Consider the following 19,353-nt stretch of genomic DNA (forward strand, 5'->3'; position numbering starts at 1 on the left):
AACCGCCAGGTCGGCGGCGAGAGCTAGCTGAAGTCGCCGGCACCGCCACTCATCGAGGGCGGTGCCGTCCTTGCGCCGTTCACCGCAGCACGGGCTCCTGCCGAACTCTCGGCAGGAGCCCGTGCTGCGGCCCGTATGCGCCCCGGGCCATGGCGATGCCGACATCACTGTCGCTCGCGTCCGGGAGGGTTCCGGCGGCAGCGCGAAGACTGGGGTGAACTCGGCCTCACCTTGCGACAGTTGTCTCAGTAGCCTCGTTGAGCGGCATCCTCGTTGAGCGGCGCGGTCACCGCAGGGAGCGGATCGCGGGGCTCAGGGCGACCAGGGCGGCACACACCAGGACGGCGCTGCCGCACACCAGGAACAGCACCGTCGTGCCGAGCGGAACGAGGACTCCGGCAAGCATGTAGGAGAACGGGTCGAACGCCACCGTGGCAAGGACGACGAGGCTGAGCACACGGCCCAGCAATTTCTGCGGAACTCGCTCCTGGAGCGTGGCCACGACGACCACTCCGAGGAACGCGGAGCCGAGGCCGATCAGGGAGACCACCGCCGTGGCGGCGACGACATCGTCCACGGCCGCCAGTCCGGCCATGCCCGCGCCGATCGCGGCGACCCCGCCGGCCACCGTCCAGCCCCGCCGGGCCGGTGGTCGCCACCCCGCCACGAGCGACCCGGCCAGCGATCCGGCACCGAAGCCGGAGAGCACGATGCCCAAAGAGCCGGCGCCGCCCAGCCGTTGATCGGCGAGCACAGCGCCCCCGACCAGCACGGGGCCCACCACCGCGATATTGATCAGGGCGATGGCCGCCAGCATCCCTCGCACCACCGGCTCACGCCAGGCGTAGCTCAAGCCCCCGCCGAGGGCACGTGCGGTGCTGAGCTGCTCACCCTCGGCGGGCTCCGGATCAGCAAGGTCCCCGGCGGATTCGCCGCGCCGTATCGCGCGGATGGGCATGCTCAGGGCGACGGCGGCCAGCGCGGCCAGCGCCGCGATCCCCCCGAGCGTCGCGTCGAAGCCGACTACGGCGATGACTCCGGCGGCCACTGCCGGGCCGATCAGGTCGCCCCCGGACTCCGCGCCCTGCACCAGCGCGTTGACCCGGGCAAGCCTGTCGGTGGGCACGACGCCGGGCAGCAGGGCAAGGGCCGCGGGGAAGTACGCGGCGTCGGCGACACCGAGCAGTGCGGCGAGCAGCGCGACCGCCGTCACCGTCGGCGAGGTCAAGGTGACCAGGGCGCAGAGGGCCAGCAGGACCGCGACGCGGAGCCAGGCGGCACCGGCCGCGATTCGGGCGGGGCCGAGGCGGTCGACCAGCACTCCCGCGGGGAGCAGCAGCGCCGCTCGTGGCAGCGCCACGGCCACGAGGACGAATCCTGTGGCCATCCCGGGTTCCGACAGCTTCAGTACGAAGAGCGTGAGCCATATGAGGAACAGCGCATCGACCACGGCCGCCAGGCCCTGGCCCACGATCAGACGGCGCAGGTGCGCGTCGCCGAGCGGCTCACGCGGTAGGGAACGGGCGGTCGGCTCCGCCGTCATCGCCGGTTCCCCGGGGCGCCGCGCGCATCGGTGCCACCGCACGGCGGACCGTCGTCAGCCATGCGGCCGTGCAATGCCAACTGGCCTGACCCACAAGCCAGTTGATTCGTCGACTCGATACATGGCGCGTCGTCGCCATCCTGGTCACGTCCGGGTGAACCCGGACGGGAAAGCGTGTCCCTCGCACTGATCAACAACTTGACCACGTCCCCTCGCTTCCGACGAGCACACCGCTCGGCCGGGCAGGATCGGCGCCGCGACCCCGTTCCGCACCCGCGGTCCCGCTGCCCGGTGCGGTCGCCGCCAAGTGCCGCCCATCCGTGCCGCCCATCCGTGTGGCCCATCCGTGTGTCCCACCCCCGCTCGTCACTAGGCGATGTGCGTACCTCCGTCGACCGTGAGGGTGGTGCCGGTGATGTAGGACGACGCGTCGGAGACCAGGAAGACCAGAGCCGCGGCGAGTTCCTCCGGCTGCCCGATGCGACCTGACAGCACCCGTGGCATCACCGCCTCCAGATAGCCCTCGCCGTAGCCGTCGGTCATCTCGGAGGTGAAGAGGCCCGGCGCCAGGGCGTTTACGCGGATGCCCTTGCCGGGCGTCCACTGCTGGGCGAGATCTCGGGTGAGGCCGAGCAGGCCGGCTTTCGACGCCGAGTAGGCGGCCTGCGGCAGACCGCCGGTGACCAGCGCGAGGATGCTGGAGATGTTGACGATGGCGCTGCCGGGCGGCATCACCGCGCCCGCCGCCTGAGCCATCCAGTAAGCCCCGTTGAGGTTGATGTCGATGACCTCGCGGAACTGCTCCGGGGTCTCCTCCGTCGCGGGCAGCTCACTGCTGATCCCGGCGTTGTTGACGAGAATGTCCACCCGTCCGAAGGCTCGCACAGCCGCGTCGACCAGCGCCCGGCAGTCCTCCGGTTCGGCGACGTCGGTGTGCACCGCGATGGCGCGGCGGCCGCGTTCCTCGACGGCCGCGCGCACTGCCTCCAGCCTCTCGGTGCGCCGCGCCCCGAGTACGACATCGGCGCCGGCCTCGGCCACCGCCGTGGCGAAGGCGACCCCGAGCCCGGAGGAGGCACCGGTGACCACGGCGACGCGGCCGTCGAGGCGGAAGCGTTCCAGGATGCTCACGCCCAACTCCCGGATAGAGCCGTGATGTTGACCTGGAGGGGGCGAGCAGTCGGTGCGGTCCGACGGCTGGGCCGTCCGCCGGTGGTCATCGGTGGTCGGCGATGTAGCTCACGGTGTCGCCGACGGTCTTCAGCTCCGTGATCAGGTCATCGGGGATCTTCACCCGAAAGCTGTCCTCAAGCGCCACGGAGATCTCCACCATCGACAGGGAGTCGATGTCGAGATCGTCCACGAAGGACTTCTCGGCGGTCACCGCGGCGGAGTCGACCCCGGCGACCTCTTCGACGATCTCGGCAAGGGTGGTCAGGATGTCGGTGTTGCCCGTACTGCCGGTAGCACGAACGGTGTTGCCGGTGTTGTCGGTGTTGTTCACCACGGGGCTTCTCCTTCTTGAGGCTTGAGGGGGGGGCGACATGAGACGGTCACCGGACGACGGGCCGAACCGCGGCGGTGAGGTCAGATCCCGAGGCGGCGCCGGTAGGTGAGAAGGGTGCGCAGGAAGCCGTCCATCTGCTCCTCGGTGTGGCCGGCGTGCGGGAACAGGCGCAGGAGCGCCCGGTTGCGCGAGACGGCAGGGTAGGAGAAGACCGGCACGAGGTAGCCGTCCTCGACGAACCACTCCCGCATCTGAAGGGCGGCGGCGTCGTTCCCGATCGGCACCGAGAGCATGTACGACTCGGTCGGCGTGGTCGGCGTGTCCGCCTCGTGCATCTGTCGGCGGAAGCGTGCGGCATGCGCCAAGTAGTCGTCGACGATCGCCGGATCGCCGGCGAGGGCGTCGATCGTGTGCGTCGCCGCATGGGCGGTGGGCGGTTGGATGGCGGCCGTGAACATCGAGGTGCCGGAGAGCAGTTCGAAGGCGTCGATGGCCGCGGCCGGCCCGGCGATCGCACCGCCTTCCAGACCGATGGCCTTCGAGAGGGACACCATGACGAAGTCGGCCCGCTCCCGGATCGCGGCCGCTTCCCGCGCGTACGGACGGTTCTCGGGCCCGTACACCATGAACCCGTTCGCGTCGTCGATCATGCTGACGGCGCCGTGCCGGTCGCACGCGTCGAGGATGTCGACGATGGGCCCCATGGTGCCGTCGGCCGAGTAGATGCTCTCGGCGATCACGACGGTCTTGCGGGCGCTGACCCGGTCCAGGATGCGCGCCAGATCGGAGACGTCGTTGTGCCGGAACGCATGGACGTTGCGTCCGTAGTCGAGTCCCTCCAGGCCCTTCCAGATGCTCCAGTGGACATCACGGTCGACGACGAAAACGGTGTCGCGGTTGCGCACTTCGATCCCGGCGTCGAAGTGCGCGGAACTGCTCATGGCGTGGACGAACCCGATGTTGGCGAGGAGCCCCGTGGCGAAACTGATGACCCGTTCCTTGCCGGTGTGACGGGCGATCGTGTCCTCAAGTACTTGGTGCGGGCGGCAGATCCCCTGCGTCATCCTGGATCCGCTGGTGCTCAAGCCGTGGGCGAGTGCCCCCTCCGCGAAATGGCGTTGTACGGGGATGTGGCGCTCCAGATCGAGGAAGCTGATGCTGGCGAAGTTCACCAGCTCGCGGCCGTTGCGGACGATGGTCGGTCCGACGGGGCCGTCCACCACGGGCGGGCGGTAGGCCGTGTCGTGCGTGTTCGCCTCGACGAAGGCGCCGAAGGCCCACGGGGCCAGGCGGTCCACGGACTGTGCGGCGATGTGGGACGCGGTCATGGTGAGGTATCTCCTCCACGGGGGTCGCGGGGCGGTAGGGGCTCCAGGGCTGCGGCGAGATGGCCGAGCGAGGCCGTTCCGGCCAGCTCGTCCGACGCGATCCCGGTGAAGCCGAACTGGCGGAGCAGCGCGAGTAGTTGTGGTACTGCGACCAGCGTCACGCCGTGGTCGGCGAGGCTGCGGTGCATGTCCACGGCGTCGGGGCTGTCGAGGGTGCCGGCCGGCAGACCGCCGGGCACGACGGAGGCCACGGCGGCCGCCAACGCCCGTTCGGCGCACGTCGCGGCCGGGCGCGACGGGATCAACAGGGCTTCCGTACCGTCGGTGGCGGTGTCCGGCCGGTCGCAGAGCCCGCCGGGTTCGGGGTCGGCCGCCGGGCTCAGGACGTAACGCCTCGGGGCCACCAGACCGGGCACTTCGCCGAGGTGGTCCAGAACGTGGCGGTGCAGGTCGCCGGGGGTGACGCCGGGGGTGATGCGGACGTACGCCACGAGGTGCGGTCCGCCGCCCTCCCCCCTCGTCCCCGCGCGCTCCCCCTTCCTCTCCTCGCCCTCCCCCGTGGGCGCCTCGCACTCCCCCGCGGTCTCCCCGCCGGGCGCCACCGTCACCGCGTGCACGCCTGGATGACCGCGCAACACCTCCTCGACGTCGGCCAGGCGCACCCAGCCCTGCGGGGCGCGCCACCATCCGGGGGCGGCGGGGGTGAGGGGCCGTTCCGGCACCGGGCACTCGGCACCGTCGGCGAGCACGCGCAGAAGACCGCACAACCGGACCGGCAGCTCCAGGGCTTGCTCGGCGTCGAGCAGATGGTCTCCGACGGTGACGTCGAGGGTGACGACCCCCTCGTCCCGGCCGAGGTCCACGTAGAGCGTCTCGCAGGGTTCGTCGGGTGCACTCGTGATCCAGGTGGCGGTCCCGTCCGGCGGCCGGTACTGCGCGGGGACCAGATAGCCGCGTGGCCACGAGTAGCAGTTGTACTCGATGGTGGGTACGGTCACGACGCCGCGGCGACGGTCCATTCGCGCCTGGGACGCGACCAGTTCGGCGGGGCGCCACTGGCCGTGCCGGTAGGCCGCGGCGGAGGCTGCGGCGACGGAGGCGACCACTTCGCCGAACGCCGCACCCGGGCGGAGGTCGATCTGTACCGGGACCGTCAGGGCCCGGACGCCGATGCTGTTCCGCAGCGCGGCGCGGGCGCGGTTGGACACGACCACGGACGCGAGGAACCGGTGTTCGCCGGTGCGGGTGGCGATGTCGTGGGCCAGCGCCGCGAGCACGACGGCCTCCGGGCTCGCCCGATGACGACGGGCCAGACGGTCGAGGTCGGCGTACGCGTCCACCGAGCGGTGCTGAAGACGATGGCGCCCGGTGCCGTCGTCGGTCCCGCCGAAGGGGGCCAGCACGCCGGCCGGGTTGCTCGCGAGACGCGTGAGCCATTCGAGCTCGGCCGCGCGGGCGCGTTCCAGGGGCTGGGTGGCAACCATGTCGAGAGGGTGCGGATATGCCTCCAACACCGCCTCGCCACCGCACAGTTGAGCGTGCAGCTGGTCGATCAGCACCGCGAGACCCCAGCCGTCGATCAGTACGTGGTGGGCCGCGATCACGACCGCGAGCGGCTTCCCGGCCCTGAGCAGCACCCGCGCGAGCCAGGGCGGGTGCCGCTCGGGGTCGATCGGGCGGGCGGCCAGAGCCGCTGTGGCCGCCTCCAGGGTGTCGGCGTCGGCGTCGGGGACGTCGGCGTAGTCGACGGGCAGCGGAGCCCAGTCCGGGCGGTGGACGTGCTGGATCGGGCGGAGCGGGTCGACGGTGGTGCGCAGCGCCTCGTGCCGGGCGGTGAGGGACGCGAGCGCCGCGAGCACGTCGGCGACGGTGACCGAGGGCGGGACGTGGCAGTGGTCCGCGAGCGGCGTCGGGTTGACCCGGCGCTGCGCGGGGATGGTGTGCTCGAACCAGTGCCACTGCTGGATCCAGGTCAGCGGCCCGCCGCGCGTGGCGGTGACTGGGCTCGGAGCCGGTTGGTGAAGGTGGTTCACGACCGGGACCTCATACGGATCGGACCACGAGAACGGCATTGTGGCCACCGAAGCCGAACGAATTGCTGAGAGCGATCCGTACGCCGTCGTGGTGCTGCGCCTGGTGCGGTACGAAGTTGATGTCCGGGTCGATCGGTTCGTCGCAGTTGACGGTCGGCGGGACGTCACCGGTGCGCAGGACTTGGATCGAGGCCACCAGCTCGACCGCGCCTGCGGCTCCGATCATGTGCCCGGTCATCGATTTGGTCGAGCTGACCGGGATCCGGTCGACGCGATCCCCCAGTACCTTGCGCAGGACGGCCGCTTCGGTGGCGTCGTTCAACTGCGTTCCGGTTCCATGGGCGTTGACGTAGTCCACGTCCGGTCCCGATATCCGCGCGTCGCGCAGCGCCGCTTCGACGGCGAGGCAGGCGCCCCGTCCCTCCGGGTGCGGGGCCGTCCAGTGATGGGCGTCGGAGCTCGCTCCGTACCCGATGAGTTCGGCCAGGGCCGTTGCTCCCCGCCTCTCGGCCACTTCGGCGGACTCAAGGACCACCACGGCGGCTCCCTCACTCATCACGAACCCGTCGCGGTGCGCGTCGAAGGGGCGGCACGCCGCCGTCGGGTCGTCGTTGCGTCTGGACAGCGCCCGGGCGTTGCCGCTGCCCGCGAGGTCTACGGTGGTGACGCAGGCGTCGGCGCCGCCGACGAGAACGACGTCGGCCTCGCCGTGGCTGATCATGCGCATCCCCGCGCCCACCGCGTCCGCCCCGCTGGCGCACGCCGTGCTCTGGGCCCGGCTGGGACCCTGGGTGCCCAGCCGCATGGTGATCTCGCCGGCCGCGCTGTCCATGGCGGTCGTGACCTGGGTGAAGGGGCTGATGGCGCGCGGCCCCTTGTCGCGCAGGATGTTCGCGGCGCGGTAGATGGACCCCACGGGTCCGTACCCGCTCCCGATGATCACGGCGGCCCGTGGTGCCAGCTGTTCGTCGACGACGAGTCCGGCGTGTTCGCAGGCTTCCAGCGCCGCGGCGAGGGCGTACTGCGCGTACGGGTCGGCGCGTCGGCTGACCGTCCGGGGCATGTAGCGGCTGGGGTCGAATCCGCGGACCTGGCCGCCGATGCGGACGCCGAGGTCGGTCACGTCGATCGCGTCCACGGTGTCGATGCCGCTGCGGCCGGCCAGCATCGCCGTCCACGTCTCGCCGACGCTGTGGCCCAGCGGCGTTACCGCGCCGTACCCGGTGACCATGACCCGGCGCCGGGCGTCACCTCGCTCCGTTGCCGCTGTCACTGGGGAACCACCTCGGCTTCGCTGACGCACGGAGGGATGTCGTCGGGGGCTACGGGCACCATGAGCACGGCCGTGCCTCCCCGGGAACAGAACCGGCGTGCGGCGACGACCTCCTCGGTGAGCGTGGTTTTGTCGCGCAGCACTCGGTAGTGGATGTCCGGCCCGTCCACCGCGGGCGGCGGCGCGCCCGGCCGGGTGAAGGGATAGCGCTCGGCGTCGAGGCCGAGGCGGGCGCGCTGGGCGTCGAGCCAGCCGTAGCCTCCGTTGCACAGCACGACGTAGAGGACGCCGCCGTGGGACGGTGCGGTGACGGCGATGTCGGCGCGGGCCGCGAGGAAGGCGCCGTCCCCGATGAACGCGGTGACGTCGTGGTCCGGGGCGGCCTGCTTGACCCCGATGGCCGCGGCGGCCCCGAAGCCCAACGGGGTCTGCTCGGACGGCACGATGGATCCGCCGCCGATGTGGAAGGGGAAGCAGTAGGACCACATGTCCTGGAGCCCGTTCTCCTGGACGAGGACGTGCCGCTCGGCGGCAGTGGCATCGAGCGCGGCGAGCAACTCGGCGATGCGGATTCCCGGCAGTGTCGCGGCACCGGCCAACTCTTCCTCGACCGCGAGCGACATGGCCTTGCGGGCATCCGCGATCTCGTTCCGCCACTGCCCGGTCGCGTCCGTGACGTTCTTCTTCCAGCGCCCGGCCGCGTCCGTGTGCCCGGCCCCGAGGTCATCGCCGAGCGCCCGGGTCCAGCCGAGCACGGCGTGCCGGGCGTCGCCGATGACGCGCGGGCCGGAGAACTCGGACGACAGTCCGCCCGGGTCGATGTTGACCTGCACCACGGTGACCGGGGGCCAGGGCGTGCCGCCTTCGACGACCGTCTCCTCCAGCCGTCCGGCGAGCGACACCACCAGGTCGCAGGACGACCACAACTCACGGGCGGGGGCGGCGGCATAGAGGCCTGCCACGCCGCAGAACAGCGGATGGTTCTCGTCGACGGCTCCTCGGCCGGACGCGGTGGTGAACAGCGCCGCGCCCAGGCGTTCGGCGAACCGCTCGACCGCGCTGGCCTCGTTGCGGTGCCGCATTCCGCCGCCCACCAGCACCACTGGACGACTGCTCGCGCGGAGCGCCGCCAGCGCCGGGCCCGGCGTCACGGAGCTTGGGTCAAGGAGCAGTGTTTCAGGCAGAGTTGGGACATTGCCGCGGACCGTGATCTCAGCCGTGCGGACGTCGTCCGGCAGCTCCAGGTACACCGGTCCGGGCGGCGGCCCCATCGCTCGGGTCAGCGCCGTCACCGTCGCGGGGACGACCCGGTCGGGGTGGCCCACCCGGTGTGCCCAGCGCACCAGGGGCGCTGTCACGGCGACTTGGTCGAGTTCCTGGAACCCCCCGCTCCCCCGGCGCTGTTCGGGCGCACCGGCGGCGAGCACGAGGACCGGCGCACCCGACTCGCGCGCCTCCAGCAGACCGGTGGCCGCGTGCGTGACGGCCGGCCCCTTGCCCAGCACGCAGACGGCGAGCCGGCCCGACTGCAACGCGTAGCCGGTCGCCATGTGCATCGCGTTGCGCTGGTCCCGGCACGGCACGAGGTCCAGGCCGGCGGCGTCGAAGGCGCACAGCAAGTCCAGGTCGTCGCCGGGCAGTCCGAAACAGGTGTCGACCCCGTTCGCCACGAGCAGGTCGACGATCGCGGACCAGGCTCCGGCATACCGCTTGCTCGCTCGGGTCACTTCTCACCCGCCGCGGCACCGGGATCCGCCGGGAGGTTCCGCGCCACTGCCTGCGACATGAGCAGCGGTTCGGCGTGCCGATCGCCGCCGTAGGAGATGTAGTTGGCCCTCAGCCCGAATCCGCCGAACGGGCGGTTGCCGTCCTCGGCGTCGAGCAGGGTGTGGTTGACACAGGTGTGGTGGCGTTGGGACAGGACCCGCACGGTCTCCGGGTCGTTCCCGTAGACCATCGCTCCCAGCGCGCGTTCGCTGAAGTAGGGGCTCGCCAGGCGCTCGCGCAACAGCCTCGCACTGGGGTAGGACACGACGTTGAACACGGGCGCGAACATCTCGTCGAGAGGGATCTTGTCGTCGAAGCCCCACAGCAGCACGGTCGGCTCGATCCTGCGGGACGGCAGGTCGATGCGTCCGCCGTGCCGGATGTGACGCGCGTGCCGCACCAGGTAGTCCGAGCAGTTCACCAGCGCCGAGTCGTAGCAGATCGGACCGTAGTCGACGTCGGGGTCGTCGTTCGGCCCGAAGCGCAGCGAAGCGAGTTCGGCGGACAACAGGCGGAGGAATTCTTCGCTGCGGCCTTTCGGCGCGAACACGACGTCAGGGCCGAAGCAGTCCTGGCCCGAGTTGTAGAGCCGGATCGTCGTGACGTCTTGTGCGGCGTGGGCGAGATCGGCGTCGGGTGCGATCACGAAGGGGTTGATGCCGTGTCCGAAGAAGAGGAAGAGTTGGTCTTCCGCCAGTCCTTCGCGGATGACCTCGGCATTGGAGTACTTTCCGGTGAAGACGATGAGGTCCGCCTCACGGACCGGTCCCGTCACGAACTTGCGCTGGCTGAGTTCGTACATCTCGATGGGCAATCCGTGAACCGGCGCCAGCAGGGCGTGCAGGCGCAGCATTTGACTTTTCGTCTCGGAAGACGGCCGGAAGACGATTCGGTCGCTGTAAAGGGAGGCCACGAGCAAATAGAGCGCGTAGGAATACAGCGGAATGTTGGAGGGCATGAAGACGGCGGCCAGAGGCAGACTCCCGGGTCGGCCCCTGCGGATCTCCTCCTCGGCGCCGTCGAGCGTGGCGAGAAACGCATGGAGCTCCGCACGCGCGGTGCGGTGCGGCGAGATTTCGGTGAGGATCGCCATCACCGCGTCCTCGTTCTCGGCCACATGGCGGCGCACGGCACGCACCGCGTCGACGCGGCCGGCGAAGGGAATGCGGTATTCGTTCGCACGAACGGTCGATCCCACCGTGGACAGCCCGGTGGGGGCGCCGGTCGCGGTGGACACGGATAAGCCCGTGGCTGATTCGGACACGGATAAGTCGGGGGGTGCGTCGGCCGCCTCGGACGATGCCGAGTCGGTGGACGTGTCGGTGGATCCGGCCGTGGACAGGTCGGTGGACGTGTCGGTGGAAGCGGCGGTGGACGTGTCGTACGACGCGGACAGCGAAGTCATGGCGATCTTCTCCAGAACGGCCAGGTTGGGCTTTCCCGAGCTCGTGAGCGGCAGCGCGGGAAGCACCACGATGTGGTCGGGCTGTTCGTAGCGGGCGAGCACGGCGCGCAGGACCCGTTTCCAGTGACCAGGCTCGTGTACGTCCGGGTCCGCGATCACGAACACCAGGCGGGAGCCCAGACGCGCGTCGGGGACAGCGACGACCTCCGTCTGCGCGCCGGCGGACTCGGCCCGCGCGGCTAGGTGGTCGGGGTAGAGGGTGTGGCCGTCGCGATGCACGGCGTGCTTGCGCCCGACCGGGAAGACGCGCCCGGCATCGTCGAGCAGACCGATGTCGCCGGTGCGGTGAACGGGGCCCGGAACCGGAATGATCTCACCGTGATCGTCCAGGTGACCGGTCATCAGGCCGCCACTGCGCACGACGAGTTCGCCGAGCCGGCCAGGAGGGAGGGGCCTGCCGTGGTCGTCATGGACTTCGACGATCACGCCGGGCAGTGGTGTGCCGCACCCCACCGGGTCGGCGCGGGAGGCCAGCGCGATGTTTCCCACCTCGGTCGCGCCGTAGCCGTCGAGCAGGTGTTCTCCCGTACGGGCATGAAACCGGGCCGCCAGACCGCGCCCCAGCGGGGCACCGCCCACGCACCAGGCCCGAACGCCCTTCAGCGCGGTTACGAGAGGGGGTCGGCGGTCCAGCAGGTTGAGCAGGGTGTGATAGGTCGAGGGGGCTCCGTCGACGACGGACAGGCCGTGGTCGATGCCCACCTCAAGTACGCGGTCCAGGCGCGTGGTCGGCCCGTAGACGACGAGCGTGCCCCCGCCCAGCCACCAGCAGAGGACCAGCGACAGACCGTACTGATGGGAGTACGGCAGGACGGGCAGGAAGACGTCGTCGGTCCGGTACTCCATCCGTTCCGCGCTGAGTGCGAGATTGTCGAGGATCGAGCGTCCGGAGCGGACGATTGCCTTCGGGCTGCCCGTCGTACCCGACGACCATGAGATCGCGGCGTCCCGGCGCCGCGCCCAGGCCGTCACACCGGGCCCGGCCGCCGTGCCTGAAGCGGGCCGTGCCGTTGAGGCCTCGCGAGCGCGGGCGAGCTGTGACGTTGGGGCCTCGCGAGCGCGGGCGAGCTGTGACGTTGGGGCCTCGCGGTCCCCAGCGGGCTGTGACGGGGAGGCATCGCCCGGACCGTCGCCGACTTCCAGCGTCACGCGCGCCTGCGCACGGATCTGCGAGCGCTGCGCCGGGGCGGCACGGTGATCGGCCAGGACCACCGAGGCATCAAGGTGGACGAGCGCGAGCAAATTGACGACCCATTCGCGAGAATTGGCCCCGCTCATCATGACCCGTGAGCCGGCCACTATGCCGCGTCGCGCAAAAAACTCGGTGGCTCCCGAGATACGGGCCAGAATTTCTTCCGTCTTCCAGATATGCCCCTCGGGCGAGATCAAGCGCCTGGAAATGGGCAACTCGTGCTCCTTAGCGCCGGGGGGGGGTTCTGTTCATCTTCCGGGATGTGCACGTCCCTGAAACCAAAATCGAGCATGCCGTCTTCTTCTGCTTAAAGAAGATGAATCCGAAACGACTATGCCATACCTGCCGAACGGTGTCGAGCACGGCAAAGGCAGCCCACGACACGCGTGGGGTCGTTGAGAGCGCAGTGACGGAAGAGTTATACCGCATGGCCATTTATCGCCGCCTAATTCCGGGCAGCCGTCTTGTTCGCGCACCAGCAAACAACGGCCCCCGCCGAGTACCGACCTCGCACGTCGTGGAGTGCGTAACCACGTACTCAGACGCCCGTTTCGAGCCGTGCGGTGCGGATCCCGGCCATCGGGAGAGGGAGAATCGCGGCAGCCGCCATCCGCCGGCCTCACCCACCCGGAACGGCCCGCGACGAGGAGGGGCGGCGGGCATCAACGAAAAGCTCTGGCCATCCCCCATTCTTCGAACAACTACACGCTCCGGAAAGCAAGTTGAGCGGAGCAGTACACCTCCCCGCAATCCACCTCCGCGAACTTCGGCCCCGGGCGGCGCCGGAACGGGCATTCCCCGACAGTCGGGCAGGGCGCGGGATTCAGCCCGCCGGGGTGCCGATCTGCTCACGTTCCAGCGCGAGGCGCAGCCGGGACAGGGCCCGGCCCGCCGCCGCCCCGGACTCGTCGAGTGCGCCCCCGAGCAGCCCGCGCAGGGTCACCGTGAAGGTCTCCTCGGCCGCGGCGAGCAGTCGGGAGCCCTCGTCGCTGAGGGCCAGCAGGGAGGACCTGCGGTCGGCGGGGTTGGCCTGGCGGACGATCCACCCCTGGTTCTCCAGACGGTCGACGCCCTTGCTGGTCGCGCCGACGCCGATCGCGAACTCGGCGGCCAGGTCGGCGACTCGGGAGCCGGGGTGCTCGCGCAGGAAGCGCAGGAACTCGAACTGCGAGGTGACGAGGCCGTGCTGCCGGCGCAGGCGATCGTTGAGCGCGTTGTAGAGGCGCGTCTCGCAGCGAACGAGATCGGAGAAGAATCCGTGCAGCTCAGCGGCGCCATCCGAGTTTTTATATGCCATGGCATATAGTGTAGAGGAAGGTACATCGGTGAGAGAAGGTACGGATGAGCAAGGAACAGCTCGCCAAGATCGACGCGATGCTCCGTCGGCCCCGCCCCGACGGGGAGCCTTCGGTCGAGGAGCTACGCGCCGGATTCCGGGCGCTCATGGCCCAGATGATCGTGCCGGGCGACGTCCGCACCACCCAGTCGGCGCTCGGCGGCCGCCCCGCCCTGCACGTCGAACCGGACGTCGGCGCGCGTCCGGGCACGATCCTTTATTTCCACGGCGGCGGTTTCGTCTTCGGCTCCCCCGAGACGGCGCTGTGTCTGACCGCGCAACTCGTCTCAAGGACCGGGTTCGGCTCGTACTCGGTGGACTACCGACTGGCCCCCGAGCACCCGTTCCCGGCCGGCCTTGAGGACAACCTGCGGGCCTACCGCGCCCTTCTCGACAGCGGCCTGGACGCCTCGGCCATCGCCTTCGCCGGGGACTCCGCCGGCGGCGGCTATTCCGTCACCACCGCCCTCGCCGCCCGTGACGCGGGCCTGCCGCTGCCCGCGGCGATCGTCGTCTTCTCCCCCGGTCTCGACGCCACCCGCACGGGCGAGAGCATGACGTCCAAGGAAGGCATCGACCCGATCTTCACCCGAGCTGCCGTGCAGCGCACCGGAGCCATGTACCTCGCGGGCCAGGACCCCGCCCAGCCCCTGCTCAGCCCGGCCGTCCACGCCGACCTGACCGGACTCCCCCCGGTCCTGGTCCAGGTGGGCACGAATGAGATCCTGCTGGACGATTCCACCCGCTTCGCCGCCCGGGCCCAGAAGGCGGGAGTGGACGTCATTCTCGACATCACCGCCGACGCTCCCCACGTCTTCCAGGCCTTCGCCGGCGGCCCCCTCGACGAAGCCGACGAGGCACTCGACCGCGCGGCGCTCTTCCTCACTCAACATCTCCGCACCCCCTGACGGCCGCTGAGCCACGGCCACGGCGTCCCGGCGCCGACATCCCGAGGCGCGTGGCCCCTCGTGGCCCCGCGCGTGGCGGACCACCTTCGACGAGCGACCTGGCCTTGCGGCTCGCCCCGAGGAAGTCGCCACCCCGAAGCAGGAGTTGGCGGCGGTACTCGCGCGCCAACGGCACCACCGTGCCGACCAGAGCACCCTGTTTCCGGTCCCCGCCGTCGATGACCCGCTGGGGGATCTGTCCGCTGTCGCGGGCAGTGGATGCGGTGCGGGCTTCGCGCCCCCCATGCTGGGAGCCGTCCTGGTCGAGCGGGTCCCGCGCCGGACGCGGGGCCGGGTCAACCCGCTCGCTGACTCGCGTACCGGCCGATCACCGGCTCCAGATAGTCCGCGTGCGGGCCGCTCAAGCCCTTCAGCTCGCCCGGCGAGCGCACCAGTGCCACTCCATCGAGTTCCGGCTCCCGGCCCCGGGCCCGCTCGGCTTCCGCAGCGGTGGCGAACCCCTCTCGCAGCGCCGCCTCCGACAGAGCCGGGGCGACATGAGTCAGCCCCACACTGCCGTTCTCCCCCCGGGTCACGGCCCAGCGCCGCAACTCCCGCGGAGCCGCCTCGATCCCCAGCTCCTCGGCCAGCTCACGTGCCGCCTGCCCGGCCAGCGCCTCCTCGTCCAGCGTCGTGCCGGCCGGGGGCGGCTCAACGGAGCCCCCGGGCAGCTGCCAGCGTCCAGGAGCCGCGGTAGCGGGCGCCATTCTCACCGCCGCCACACGGCCGTCATCGACCGGTTGAACCACGTTCACGAACAGCGACGGCAACGCGGACGCCCCGGGAACCCGGCGCAACGCGTAGTGCCGATAGGTCACCCGGGCCCAGGACAGGCGCAGCGTGTGCGGGCCGGTCCGCTCCAGTCCCGCGCACGCCACCACGGGCCCGTCGAAGAGGGCCGGGGTGGACTGGACGGCCGCTTCCCATACCCGGTCCCGGGCCGACTCGTCGCGGGGTGACAACACCGGCGCCGCGACCTCCCTGAGGTCGATCCGCTCGACACCGAAGAGGTCGACTCCGGTGGCGCGCTGCGTGGTGGTCACCGGGCCACCGGGCCACCGGGCCACCGGGCCACCGGGCCACCGGTGCATCGTAGAAGGGCGCGTTCCACGGCTCACCACGTCAGGGCCGTTCGGGCTTCCGTGCAAGGAAGGTGGCAAAAGTCCGCTGTGCCCCTTCCGCGGGCTCTTCGACCAGCCGTGCGGTGAGGACGAGCCCGGCCTGGTTCAGCGCTTCGGCGATCCGGTCGGGCGGCAGCAGATAGGACTCGTAGGACACCGGATGACCGCCGTACGCCTGGGTGGGACGCAGGTGTTGGTCGGCGCCCACGTGACCGGCCAGCATCAAGCAGGCGCCCGGTGCGAGCGTTCGGTGGAACTCGCCGAACACCACGGGGAGCAGCGCCGGCGGAGTGTGATGGGTGGAGTAGTAGGCGAGGATGCCGCCGAGACCGTCGTCCGCGATCGGGAGCGCGGTCATCGATCCGACGCTGAACGACAGCTCCGGGTGGGCCCTGCGTGCCAGCTCGACCATGGCGGGTGACAGGTCCATCCCGAACGCGGGTACGTGCCGTTCGGCGAGGTAGGCCGTGACCTTGCCGGGCCCACAGCCGAGGTCGGCGACGGGCCCCAGCCCGGCCGTACGCACCACCTCCGCGAACACGTTCAACATTCCCCGGGACAGCGGATCCAGCTCCGACGGAGCCTTGACCCGGGCGACGTACTCGGAGGCGACGGTGTCGTACGACTCGCGGACGGCGGCGAGGTATGGGTGCTCAGGCATGCGGGCGACTCCAGTGAACGCCGTCGATGGTGCGGGCCGTCGATCGGACAGGGGTCAGCCTTCCTCGGTGGCACGTGGCACGATCTGGAAGTCGAACGCGAGCGTGCCGGGATCGAGCGCGGTGGCCCCGCCGTCGACGGTGAGCACCGCGCCATTGACGTAGGACGCCGCTGGAGAGAGCAACCAGCAGATCGCCTCCGCGACTTCACGCGGATCGCCCGGCCGTCCCATGGGCAGGATCCTCGTCGCCTCGTCGTACCCGGACTCCACACCGCGGTCCCCCAGCTCCGCCTCCACGGCGAACCGCGCCATGCGCCGGTCGGCCATCTCGCTCCGCACCCAGCTGGGACACACGGTGTTGGCACGCAGTCCCTGACGTCCGTAGTCGACGGCGAGCGAACGGCACAGCTGTAGCAGGGCTGCCTTGGACGTGGCGTATGCCGCATTGCTCGCGCCGTTGCGCAGGGCGGACACCGACGCGACGGCGACCACGGAACCGCGCGCCTCCAGTAGATGCGGAATCGCCGCGCGCAGGAGCAGGAGCGGACCGGTGACGTTCGTGCGCATCACCTCGTCCCAGTCCGCGAGCGACAGATCGCCGACCGCTCCGCCGCGCCCGATGCCCGCATTGAGCACCAGGCCGTCAAGTCGCCCGTATGCGCCCAAGGCTGCGCGGACGAGGCTCTCGGCGGCCTCCGGATCGCCCACGTCGGACGGGTGCGCCAGCACTCCCGTCTCCCGTTCCAGGCGTTCCAGCGGTTCGGCCCGCCGTCCCGAGACGATCACGCGGTCCCCGCCCTCACGCAGCAGCCGGGCGGTGGCCGCCCCGATGCCCGTTCCTCCACCGGTCACTATCACAACTCGCCCGTCCGTCACGCCGGTTCATCCTTCCGTCCTCATCCACAACGAACTTCCGATCGTAGGGGGATCACCGGCCGGGCCACTCGGCGCCGAGGCGCGGGCCGTGAAGTTGACCGGCTTCTTCCGCCGGGAGCGCGTCGGCCTCTAGGCTCGTAGGGCCGGTTCCAGAGGTGGGGGCCGTGCCGTCCGGAATGCGGGGGAATCGTGGATGTGCCGACACTGATCCTGTTAGGGGCGGGGGGAGGCATGCTCCGGGGGCTCATCGAGGCGTACAACCGGTTCCTGGAGTGGCAGTCGGACCGTCGCGTCCATCGGGCGCTGCCCGGCGGGACGGAAGCGGGTTCACCCGCGTTCCAGGGGTACTTCGACCCGGTCGCCGATCCCGTGGCCGCGATCGTGCACGCTGTGTTGGGCGCCGGCGCCGCCGTGCTCCTCGGTACCACCGGGCAGATCAGCGGCGCGTACGCGGCCTTCGTCGTGGGGATCTCCGCCCCTGTGATCCTGACCCAGCTCGGACGCATCCAGTCGGTGAGCGAGCTCGTCACCGAATCGCAGCAGACGGCGCTGGGCCCGGGTCCGAGCGCGGGTACGGGTACGGAGGAGGGGCCTCGGTTCCCCGTGCCGCTCGGCGCGGTTCCCTGGCCCGCACACCCGGCCCAGGCCGTTCCTCCCGGGCCCGAGGGGCCCCTGACATCCGGGGTGGTGACCGCCGCTTTCACGGGCCGTGGGGAAGGGCAGCCCGGAGCGGGCGATTCCGGCAGCCGGCCGGCCACCGGGTCCGACGAAGCGCGAGCGGCCGGGCAGTCGCCCCACACCCTTCGCGCCCCGGACCGAACACCCGGTGGCCATGCCCGTCCGGCATCGCCCCTTCCGCGTCCAGGGCCGTCCGCCGGCGGGGACGGGGCGGCCCGATGACGCGGACTGGCGTGACCCGAAGGGTTGTTGCGGCGGTGCTCGGCGCCCCCGGAGAGGTCGGTGGCCGACCGGCCGCCGTCACATTGCAGCGAGGCCTTCCCCTCGGCCGTCGTGTGCTCACCTCGCTCCTGGGCATCCGCGCGCGACCATCCGCACCCAGGAGCGTGCCCCAGCTCCAGGAGACAAGCCCGGCTGAGGAGACACCGCCGACGGTCCCTGTCACACCGCCGTCGAGGGGGGAGGACAACGACGGAGGCCTTCCGCCGGCCGCTCCCGTGCCGCCGTTCAGGGCGATGGACGCCGACCGGGGCCGTCCGTCCGACCGCCTGAAATCGCCGGGCTGGGATCGTCGAGTCCCCCGCAGCCCGCGCCTACTGCCCGAAGACCAGCGGGAGTTCGAGCGCATCCTGGACACAGCGCTGCTCACCTCGTCCGAGCGGCCCGAGCTGTCCGACGTCGGCCAACGACTCAACATCGAGCAGTTGCGTACGATCGTGCTCTCCGCCGGCTCGTCGGTCATCGCGAGCGCGGAGGGCGAGTACGCGCACTACGTAGCGGTGCGCGAGGAGTTGAGGGCCGAGGCAGCGGCTCCGGAATCCGACCTCGCCGTCGAGCTGTCGCCCCTGGCGGCAGCGACTCCGGACCGGGTCACGGCGGCCGCTTCGAGAGGAGGCCTCGGCGGCGTCATCGCCGTGCTCGCTCCTGTGCTCTGTGGAGCCGCGGCCGCGATCTTCCTGCTCGTGGGCTACGTCCTGAAGATGTTCAAGCCGGAGCCGTCCTTCGCCGGCACGGTGCTGACCACCGGATGGGTCTTTGCGTCGCTGACCACGGCCGCGATCCTGGCCGCAGCGATCGGACTGCTCTTCACCGCACTACGGAACGGACCCACGCAGGTGGCTGCCGAGGAGGACGTCGGCGACGAGCGGAGCCAAGAGGTCGCGCGTGCCCGCGAGGCTTGGCGTCACGCGCTGTTGGAGCGGGGGATCTACCCGCTCCTTCGGGACACCTTGGCTGACCCAGACCCGTTTGCCCCACAGCGTCCGCTCCGCCGGGTCCCCACAGCCGGCTACGCCCGCCCTGCCTCCCCCACCAGGCCGGACGAGGGCGAACCGATGAGCCGTCATCCCGACCACCTCAGCCCCGCCGCCCACCGTGGGCCCGATGCCCCGCACCCTGACGAAGACGGCCTGCCGGAGGACCGGCCCGGTCGCACCGGCCCCCACTTCACCAGCCCTGACTTCAGCAGCCCTGACTTCGGCGGCCCTGACTTCGGCGGCCCCGAGCGCCGACCCGACTGACCACCAAGCGGCGGATGCCGGGCGGCACCAGGCTCTCCCCCGATCGCGCCGGGATTCTCGGCACCCACGACCCGACGCGCCAGAACGACAACGGCGCCGCCCCAGC

General features: G+C 71.0%; 15 protein-coding genes. 3 read left to right on the plus strand and 12 right to left on the minus strand.

Translation table 11 applies throughout. The features are described from left to right. Positions 1-286 precede the first annotated feature (286 nt). The 9 genes from ACFYNP_RS24770 to ACFYNP_RS24810 form a co-directional block, all read right to left on the minus strand. The gene (locus ACFYNP_RS24770; protein ID WP_388788226.1) at positions 287-1,543 is read right to left on the minus strand and encodes an MFS transporter; all 1,257 of its coding nucleotides are present in this window, start codon (positions 1,541-1,543) and stop codon (positions 287-289) included. 369 nt (positions 1,544-1,912) lie between these two features. Then, positions 1,913-2,674, minus strand: a complete 762-nt coding sequence (locus tag ACFYNP_RS24775) for an SDR family NAD(P)-dependent oxidoreductase (RefSeq protein WP_388408709.1) — start codon at positions 2,672-2,674, stop codon at positions 1,913-1,915. An 85-nt stretch (positions 2,675-2,759) separates the two neighbouring features. Then, positions 2,760-3,047 carry an acyl carrier protein gene (locus ACFYNP_RS24780; RefSeq protein WP_388409707.1) on the minus strand — a complete coding sequence of 96 codons (288 nt, stop codon included), beginning with the start codon at positions 3,045-3,047 and terminating at the stop codon, positions 2,760-2,762. An 83-nt stretch (positions 3,048-3,130) separates the two neighbouring features. Beyond that, positions 3,131-4,378, minus strand: a complete 1,248-nt coding sequence (locus ACFYNP_RS24785; protein WP_388788229.1) for an aminotransferase class I/II-fold pyridoxal phosphate-dependent enzyme — start codon at positions 4,376-4,378, stop codon at positions 3,131-3,133. Beyond that, positions 4,375-6,411, minus strand: coding sequence for a condensation domain-containing protein (locus ACFYNP_RS24790; protein ID WP_388788232.1), 2,037 nt, complete (start codon positions 6,409-6,411; stop codon positions 4,375-4,377). Before ACFYNP_RS24790 ends, ACFYNP_RS24785 begins: the two co-directional genes overlap by 4 nt. Positions 6,412-6,421: 10 nt before the next feature. Continuing rightward, entirely contained in the window at positions 6,422-7,684 is a 1,263-nt protein-coding gene (gene fabF, locus ACFYNP_RS24795; RefSeq protein WP_388408717.1) for a beta-ketoacyl-ACP synthase II, read from the minus strand. Next, positions 7,681-9,411: a thiamine pyrophosphate-binding protein gene (locus ACFYNP_RS24800; protein WP_388788235.1), complete on the minus strand. Its 1,731-nt coding sequence runs from the start codon at positions 9,409-9,411 to the stop codon at positions 7,681-7,683. The genes fabF and ACFYNP_RS24800 overlap by 4 nt, the downstream gene beginning before the upstream one ends. Continuing rightward, a complete protein-coding gene (locus ACFYNP_RS24805) occupies positions 9,408-12,323 on the minus strand; it encodes an aldehyde dehydrogenase family protein (protein ID WP_388788237.1) in 2,916 nt (971 codons plus the stop codon). The genes ACFYNP_RS24800 and ACFYNP_RS24805 overlap by 4 nt, the downstream gene beginning before the upstream one ends. A 608-nt stretch (positions 12,324-12,931) precedes the next feature. Further along, positions 12,932-13,405, minus strand: a complete 474-nt coding sequence (locus ACFYNP_RS24810) for a MarR family winged helix-turn-helix transcriptional regulator (RefSeq protein ID WP_388788239.1) — start codon at positions 13,403-13,405, stop codon at positions 12,932-12,934. A gap of 44 nt (positions 13,406-13,449) precedes the next feature. On the opposite strand from ACFYNP_RS24810, the gene ACFYNP_RS24815 reads away from it, so the two are divergent. Continuing rightward, positions 13,450-14,352 carry an alpha/beta hydrolase gene (locus ACFYNP_RS24815; RefSeq protein ID WP_388788242.1) on the plus strand — a complete coding sequence of 301 codons (903 nt, stop codon included), beginning with the start codon at positions 13,450-13,452 and terminating at the stop codon, positions 14,350-14,352. A gap of 335 nt (positions 14,353-14,687) precedes the next feature. Here the strand turns inward: ACFYNP_RS24815 and ACFYNP_RS24820 are convergent, their stop codons facing one another. From ACFYNP_RS24820 to ACFYNP_RS24830, 3 genes are all read right to left on the minus strand, one after another. Continuing rightward, a complete protein-coding gene (locus ACFYNP_RS24820; protein WP_388788245.1) occupies positions 14,688-15,434 on the minus strand; it encodes an NUDIX domain-containing protein in 747 nt (248 codons plus the stop codon). 79 nt (positions 15,435-15,513) lie between these two features. Further along, positions 15,514-16,173 carry a class I SAM-dependent methyltransferase gene (locus ACFYNP_RS24825; RefSeq protein ID WP_388788247.1) on the minus strand — a complete coding sequence of 220 codons (660 nt, stop codon included), beginning with the start codon at positions 16,171-16,173 and terminating at the stop codon, positions 15,514-15,516. A gap of 54 nt (positions 16,174-16,227) precedes the next feature. Continuing rightward, on the minus strand, positions 16,228-17,049 hold the full coding sequence (locus ACFYNP_RS24830) for an SDR family NAD(P)-dependent oxidoreductase (RefSeq protein WP_388788250.1): 822 nt from the start codon (positions 17,047-17,049) through the stop codon (positions 16,228-16,230). A gap of 231 nt (positions 17,050-17,280) precedes the next feature. Between ACFYNP_RS24830 and ACFYNP_RS24835 the strand changes: the two genes are divergently transcribed. Together ACFYNP_RS24835 and ACFYNP_RS24840 are read left to right on the plus strand one after the other, a co-directional pair. Further along, the gene (locus ACFYNP_RS24835; RefSeq protein ID WP_388788253.1) at positions 17,281-17,949 is read left to right on the plus strand and encodes a hypothetical protein; all 669 of its coding nucleotides are present in this window, start codon (positions 17,281-17,283) and stop codon (positions 17,947-17,949) included. Between the two features lie 293 nt (positions 17,950-18,242). After that, positions 18,243-19,247, plus strand: a complete 1,005-nt coding sequence (locus tag ACFYNP_RS24840) for a hypothetical protein (protein WP_388788256.1) — start codon at positions 18,243-18,245, stop codon at positions 19,245-19,247. The last annotated feature ends 106 nt before the right edge of the window (positions 19,248-19,353 follow it).

The sequence above is a fragment of the Streptomyces sp. NPDC006691 genome (assembly GCF_042869955.1).
Classification (GTDB): domain Bacteria; phylum Actinomycetota; class Actinomycetes; order Streptomycetales; family Streptomycetaceae; genus Streptomyces.

Excerpts from the sequence above, each read along its gene's own strand:
- ACFYNP_RS24770 (WP_388788226.1), bottom strand. The coding sequence starts at position 1,543 with ATGACGGCGGAGCCGACCGCCCGTTCCCTACCGCGTGAGCCGCTCGGC.
- ACFYNP_RS24785 (WP_388788229.1), bottom strand. The coding sequence starts at position 4,378 with ATGACCGCGTCCCACATCGCCGCACAGTCCGTGGACCGCCTGGCCCCG.
- ACFYNP_RS24810 (WP_388788239.1), bottom strand. The coding sequence starts at position 13,405 with ATGGCATATAAAAACTCGGATGGCGCCGCTGAGCTGCACGGATTCTTC.
- ACFYNP_RS24815 (WP_388788242.1), top strand. The coding sequence starts at position 13,450 with ATGAGCAAGGAACAGCTCGCCAAGATCGACGCGATGCTCCGTCGGCCC.
- ACFYNP_RS24825 (WP_388788247.1), bottom strand. The coding sequence starts at position 16,173 with ATGCCTGAGCACCCATACCTCGCCGCCGTCCGCGAGTCGTACGACACC.
- ACFYNP_RS24835 (WP_388788253.1), top strand. The coding sequence starts at position 17,281 with ATGCTCCGGGGGCTCATCGAGGCGTACAACCGGTTCCTGGAGTGGCAG.
- ACFYNP_RS24840 (WP_388788256.1), top strand. The coding sequence starts at position 18,243 with ATGGACGCCGACCGGGGCCGTCCGTCCGACCGCCTGAAATCGCCGGGC.